This window comes from Calyptranema fuscum S582 (assembly GCF_055793305.1).
This window is the reverse complement of the sequence record NZ_JBSLYH010000107.1, coordinates 1-6,207: the sequence shown is the minus strand read 5'-3', so window position 1 is coordinate 6,207 and position 6,207 is coordinate 1. Positions and strand designations below refer to the sequence as shown.

Here is a 6,207-nt window from a genome sequence, read left to right as displayed (position 1 = left end):
CGCGTTGGAAGAAGGAACAACTGCACCAGAAATGATGTTGTTTCCGTACAGTAGAGAACCTGCAACAGGCTCGCGGATGCCGTCGATGTCAACAGGAGGAGCGGCGATGAAGGCGATGATGAAGCAAATGGTTGCAGTCAGCAGGGTGGGGATCATCAGAACGCCGAACCAACCTACATAGAGGCGGTTTTCGGTGCTGGTTACCCAGTTGCAGAACTGACCCCACAGGTTGTCGCTCTCGCGACGCTGTAGAACAGTAGTCATGGTTTATAAATCCTTTGAGTTCGAAGAAAAATTATGATGTATCGGCGAACCGATGTAGTTATATTAACTAAGATTCGGTTATTTGTAAAGTTATATGGCGAATTTTTTTGGCACATTCTTATTTTTCGTTGTATGACTTTGAGCGAATGCTCAGATTTAAATTAACTTTTGTAAATAAATTGAAATCTCGAAGCCAGGATTGTTCTGGAAATCCTTTTCCTTAAAAGGTTTTCAGCACAATCCCAGTTTTTAGTATCTATTTACAGCGCTTCGCGTCTGGATCTATTTAGATTTTTTGTTGTGTGCCGCGCGGAGCGCGGCACACAACAAAAAATCTGTGGCTTAAGCAATTGAAAATTGCTGTAGGTCGTGGGAGATTGCTTTTTCTCAGATAGAGAGCGATCGCTTAACAAATATTTTTATTCGCTCAAAATCAAAGAAATTGATGAAGATGGACGGTTTTGGTGCGTTAGACGGCGCATAGTGAGAGTTGAATCGCCTAATAGAAGCTCTTTGATGCCAGCTATGTTAGAAACGCTTGATCTCAGTCTTGCTCTTGATAAGCAAACCTACTCCGCCCAAATCGGCTTACTGCAAGGGCAGTTACGACGGTTGCAGAGTGCGTGTTGGCAAAATCGTCTCTCTGTGGTTTTGGTATTAGAGGGCTGGGCAGCATCTGGCAAAGGGGCACTGGTCAAAGATCTGGTCGATTGTATGGATCCCAGAGGATTTACTGTTCATCCGATTTTGACGCCGACCTTTGAAGAGAGCCGCTATCCATTGTTGTGGCGATTTTGGCAACGCTTGCCGGGACGAGGAAATATTGGGGTGTTTTACCACAGTTGGTATACCCATGTGCTTGAAGATCGCTTATTCAATCGGCTGGTGGACGATAAGGTGCTGATGACAATGCGCGATATCAACGCATTTGAGCGGCAGTTGGTTGATGATGACGTGGCGATCGCCAAATTTTGGATTCACTTGAGTAAGTCAGAACTCAAACGTCGCCTCAAAACCTATGCCAAAGATCCCCTGGACTCATGGCGGGTGCGACCCGAAGATTGGCACCAGCAAAAAAATTATCGCCTTTACTCAGACCTGGCAGAGGAAATGTTTATTCAAACCAGTACGGGAGCCGCCCCCTGGACGCTGGTTGAAGGAGACTGCCATCGCTGGGCAAAAATTAAGGTGCTAACGCAGGTGGCAGCCAGTCTGACGGAGGCTCTAGATCGCTTGCATGTTGCTTATCCCGCACCAAAAATTCCCCATCAAACTCAATTAGAACCGACTGAGCCTAATTTGTTAGCAACGGTCGATTTAAGTCGGACTCTTTCCGCCGAAAGTTATAAACAGCAAATTAAGCAAGAACAGGTATCGTTGCGGCGGCTGCAACTTAAGATTCACAAATACCAAATTCCCATTCTGGTTGTTTTCGAAGGGTGGGATGCATCGGGTAAGGGCGGTGCCATCAAGCGACTCACGGAGACGTTAGATCCCCGCAGCTACGTTGTCCACAGCTTTGCTGCCCCGACGGAAGACGAAAAAGCCCATCATTATCTCTGGCGATTTTGGCGACGATTGCCGACTACCGGCACGATCGGCATTTTTGATCGCAGTTGGTACGGTAGAGTGCTGGTCGAACGCATTGAGAATTTCGCCACCGATGCGGAATGGCGACGAGCCTATCGGGAGATCAATGAATTTGAAACGCAGCTGGTCAATTCGGGCTATGTCTTATTAAAATTTTGGCTTCACATCAGCCCAGAAGAACAACAGCAGCGGTTTAAGGAACGGGAGAGTGACCTGTTTAAGCAGTACAAATTGACCGAGGAAGATTGGCGTAATCGAGAGAAATGGGATCTTTACGAAGTCGCAGTCAATCAAGCCATTCAGCGCACGAGCACCCCGTTGGCTCCCTGGTATATGATTCCGGCAAATGACAAGTATTATGCGCGCGTCAAAATTATCCAAACGGTGATCCAGGCAATTCAAACTGAGCTAAAGCGGCGAAAAGGCAAGCGTTCTTAAGGAGAAAGTCCAGCAATTTTAAAGACTTTTTCACTGAAATTCTCGTTCAGATTACCTGGTTATGAATTATGCTTTATCGGGAGCATCCAATCTTTTGCAGGCTGAGTAGATAAACCGGATCTATCTCACAACGTAAAGTTGAATATTTTTGTGCAATTTACTGCCATGATTATCTGGAAGCACCCCAGTTTTGTTGGGTGGGTGAGCCACGCTCAGCTTCTTAACGACATCAGCACAGAATCAGGATGTGCCTGGTTATTTAGCAGAAATTATCGCAGAGCTATAAGCAAGGGTAGCAATGTTTGAACTGCTCACTCAGATCTTAATCTTGGTAGGAATTTTCTTCCTCATCAGGTGGTTACTACTAACAGTTATTCCTAAAGCTTACTTAACTTGGTTAGGTGGCATTCTCATTGTTCTTATATTACTTTGGGCACTTTTAGAACCTACGAATAAGACGATTGGGATTGCTTGGGCAATTCTATCGTTTCCATTAAGACCGTTGGGGCTGGTACTCATCTTGTTAGCCAGTGCCATGCGGGGTGGCATTAAAAAAGCCAATGGTTCACTGGTTGCCTGGGCGTTTTCAATTTTGTTGATCTTTAGTTTGCCGCTGACTGCTTATTTGCTGACAGCTCAGACCGAACAGCGCTCAGTGGTCGAAACAATTGAGCGTCGGGCTGATACCCCAGCGGAGATCGGGAATGCAGAGGCGATCGTGGTGCTGGGAGATGGCACGTTGCCAACCGATCCGTCTTATCGAATTCGGGCGCAGATTAGCAATACAGCGTATGGGTTTGGCAGCAATTTGCTATCCCGTCTGTATTACAGCGCTCAGCTGTATCAAGAGCAGTTGAGTTTAGGAAATTCTCCTCGCGTGGTAATTAGTGCGGGACCCCAGCCAGAGTTATCTGAGGAAGATGTCAGTGCGGCGACCCAAATTACTGACCTGTTGGCTGGGTTGGGGGTCTCAAGAGATGACATTTTGATTGAATCTGAAGGGGTCGATGCGCGAACCAGTGCGATCGCCGTTCAGCAAATTTTTGCCAATCAACAAGGCGGAAATACCATCGTTTTGGTTTCTCCGGCATTGAATATTCGTCGAGCCTCGTCAACCTTTGCCAACCTTGGGTTTAATGTAATTCCTCGCCCGACCGACTTTTATATCTTCCAGTTGCAGCGGGGAGGACGATTTGCCGTGTTGACCGATCTGCTTCCCAGTGCGGAGGCATTAGTCATCACCAGTCGGGTGGTAGATGAATACCTGGCAACAACTTATTATTTCTTGAGAGGCTGGTTAGTCGATCCCTTAGGTTTGTGAGCAAGTGGGTTAGAGTCCAGTTTTGTTGAAGACTTCAGTAGAGTTCCTTGGCGTGGTGCGCAGAGGAACTCTATTTGTTTTTCTCGATTTGGTCTATAGTTCTACGCAATCTAGTGTTGCAAACACGAAATTTTGCAACATGGGGGTTTGGGGGCTGCGCCCCCAAGAGGGGATTTTACCCCCTCCACCCCCTCTAAAACTTTTAAATTGGTGTACTAGTTAGGACATCAGGGGGGTGGGGGCAGTGCCCCCACGCAGGGGTTTCACCCCTGCACCCCGTCCTAACCCTAATGCATACCGCTATATGAAATTTGGTAGGGGCTGCGCCCCCGACCAGGGGTTCCACCCCTGCACCCCGTCCAAGCAGCCTCTCGGCTGCTATAGCGCTGTCCGGGGTTGATCCAGTCGGTGTTGTGGGGCACTCCATACCCTACAACTTCATTTCTATACTGAACGACTTGCACACTGTTATAGATGTCATACTAAACGCGATCGCAGCACTTGTTTTTGTATGCAAAATACCGTATACAGTAAACTGGATCAAAAAAATCAATACCAGGGGGATGTGATGAGTTCTGCCACGACGACCAAGCGAATTTTTATCTGTGGATCGGCACTGCGGGGGCAACCCGATCATGGTAATTTAGGCGATGCCCAGTTTATCCGAACTGCCCAAACGCAACCACTGTATCGTCTCCATGCAGCTGAAAATGGCTGGCATCCAGCGATTTATCAAGTTGCTGACGGGGGAGTTTCAATTCCAGGAGAAGTCTACGAACTTTCGCTAGACGATTTCAATCATCTGGCTGAAAATGAACCACCTCATATGTATCCCAGCGATATTGTGCTGGAAGACGGAGAAGTGCTAACGGCGTTTCTCTATCCTCAGGAGTTGGTTGAGCAATATAGCTGGGTCGATATTTCCGATCTGGGTGGTTGGGCAGCTTACAAGGCTAGTTTGGCAGTATCCTGATTTAGCGTTGCATCAGTTGGTCAATGCCTCGAATCAGCTTGGGTTCGGGCGATCGATAGGTCATCCACTTACTCGTTTGCAATTTCATGCCAACGAGCATTTCAGCAAACCGCACACCCGCAGCAACGGCATCAATACAGGGAACCCCCAGTAAGCTGCTCAGGGTGTGATCCAGCCCTCCCATGCCAGCACACCCCAGGATAAGGGCTTCGGCTCCATCCTCTTGGAGTGCGAGTCGTCCCATCCGTTCTAAGCCCTCCACCACGGTATTGCGATCGCTTTCACAGGCAAGCACTGGCAAATCTACACAGCGAACCGAAGCACAGCGATCGCTTAACCCTGTTTTTTTGACAACGGCTTCTACCATGTGATGACTGCGTTGGAGCGTTGTTACGACCGACCAGCGAGTGGCGATCGCATTGGCGGCGTACATAGAAGCTTCGGCAATTCCCACGACAGGTTTAGTCGTGATTTCGCGAGCAGCATCAATTCCTGGATCACCCCAACACGCCAGAATAAACGCATCAAATTCGGCTTCATCTTTCTGAATTTCAGCCAGCACGCCGGGGATAGCTAGATATTCATCGAAATAACACTCGATCGAAACGGGTCCTGTTTTAGGGCAGCTCGTGACCACGTCTGTGCCAGCGGAGATATAGGCTTCAGCAACCCTGCCAATAGAACTGGTCATCTCTGCACTGGTGTTGGGATTGATAACTTTGAGACGCATAAGATAGGGTGACAAACTACCCCATTATCATTCACGACACCCCAGGTGCTTTGTGGAGCGCATTACAGTTTTCAACAGGTTCTAAGCTGCCACTAAAATGATGGACACAATCGCGAGGGCAATTCCAAACCCCTGTCTGAGGGTCAAGGCTTCATGCAAAAGAGTAACGGCAAGTAAAACACTGAGCGCCGGATAGAGCGAAGAGAGGGATGCGACTAACGTAACAGGTCCTTTAGAAACAGCCACTAAAAAACAAAATGCCCCCAAAAACCCTAACATGCCCGTTGTCAGGGCTAATGCAATCCCTTTAGGATGAACATCCAATTGAAAATTGAGCAAAAATAAGAACACGATCGCCAATAAAATTGCTCCCCCAACCTCATAGATAATTGCACTTCTAGGCTCAAGATATTGAGTTGTAATTTTGGGTATAAAACTCCATAACCCCCAAAATATTAATGCTCCAAGTGCCGGAGAAAGCCATTCTTTCATAGATAGTTTTGGGTGAGTAATTGTGCTGGTGCCTTGTATCATCCTATAGCAACCGTCGAAACGGTTAAATCAGGAGGTTGTGCGAGAACCCGCGCTCCGCGCGGGTTCTCGCACAACCTTCATCCTAATCAACCCCTCGACTGCCAGGGGGTAATTTTTTTGGATTAATTCAACGTCAAGCACCCTGGCGATCGCCTGAGCCTGCACACAACCCATGAGTATTCGGGCTATTCAACATCAATTACGACCCAAGCATGCCATTGATTTTGAACGCCTCATCCGTGTTTGATGACCGATGGTTATCCTAAAGCGCTTCGCGCCTGGATCGGTTTAGATTTTTTGTTGTGTGCCGCGCGGAGCGCGGCACACAACAAAAAATCTGTATCTTATGCAATTGAA

General features: G+C 47.8%; 5 protein-coding genes and 1 pseudogene. 3 read left to right on the top strand and 3 right to left on the bottom strand.

The genetic code is table 11. The features are described from left to right. A pseudogene (locus ACR6Z4_RS31935) lies at positions 1-264 on the bottom strand (photosystem II q(b) protein); the annotation flags it as partial. A 525-nt stretch (positions 265-789) separates the two neighbouring features. On the opposite strand from ACR6Z4_RS31935, the gene pap reads away from it, so the two are divergent. The 3 genes from pap (at position 790) to ACR6Z4_RS31920 (ending at position 4,586) form a co-directional block, all read left to right on the top strand. Further along, complete coding sequence (pap, locus tag ACR6Z4_RS31930) at positions 790-2,292, top strand: polyphosphate:AMP phosphotransferase (protein WP_479721357.1); 1,503 nt, start codon at positions 790-792, stop codon at positions 2,290-2,292. Between the two features lie 298 nt (positions 2,293-2,590). After that, complete coding sequence (locus tag ACR6Z4_RS31925) at positions 2,591-3,613, top strand: YdcF family protein (protein WP_479721355.1); 1,023 nt, start codon at positions 2,591-2,593, stop codon at positions 3,611-3,613. 568 nt (positions 3,614-4,181) lie between these two features. Then, the gene (locus tag ACR6Z4_RS31920) at positions 4,182-4,586 is read left to right on the top strand and encodes an allophanate hydrolase-related protein (RefSeq protein WP_479721356.1); all 405 of its coding nucleotides are present in this window, start codon (positions 4,182-4,184) and stop codon (positions 4,584-4,586) included. A gap of 1 nt (position 4,587) precedes the next feature. Here ACR6Z4_RS31920 and ACR6Z4_RS31915 read toward each other — a convergent pair whose 3' ends face one another. Next, a complete protein-coding gene (locus tag ACR6Z4_RS31915) occupies positions 4,588-5,316 on the bottom strand; it encodes an aspartate/glutamate racemase family protein (protein ID WP_479721354.1) in 729 nt (242 codons plus the stop codon). An 81-nt stretch (positions 5,317-5,397) separates the two neighbouring features. Beyond that, the gene (locus ACR6Z4_RS31910) at positions 5,398-5,808 is read right to left on the bottom strand and encodes an EamA family transporter (protein ID WP_479721353.1); all 411 of its coding nucleotides are present in this window, start codon (positions 5,806-5,808) and stop codon (positions 5,398-5,400) included. Between the last annotated feature and the right edge of the window lie 399 nt (positions 5,809-6,207).

What these genes read in the sequence shown, in the direction of transcription:
- pap (WP_479721357.1), top strand. Translation starts at nt 790, where the DNA reads ATGTTAGAAACGCTTGATCTCAGTCTTGCTCTTGATAAGCAAACCTAC.
- ACR6Z4_RS31925 (WP_479721355.1), top strand. Translation starts at nt 2,591, where the DNA reads ATGTTTGAACTGCTCACTCAGATCTTAATCTTGGTAGGAATTTTCTTC.
- ACR6Z4_RS31920 (WP_479721356.1), top strand. Translation starts at nt 4,182, where the DNA reads ATGAGTTCTGCCACGACGACCAAGCGAATTTTTATCTGTGGATCGGCA.
- ACR6Z4_RS31915 (WP_479721354.1), bottom strand. Translation starts at nt 5,316, where the DNA reads ATGCGTCTCAAAGTTATCAATCCCAACACCAGTGCAGAGATGACCAGT.
- ACR6Z4_RS31910 (WP_479721353.1), bottom strand. Translation starts at nt 5,808, where the DNA reads ATGAAAGAATGGCTTTCTCCGGCACTTGGAGCATTAATATTTTGGGGG.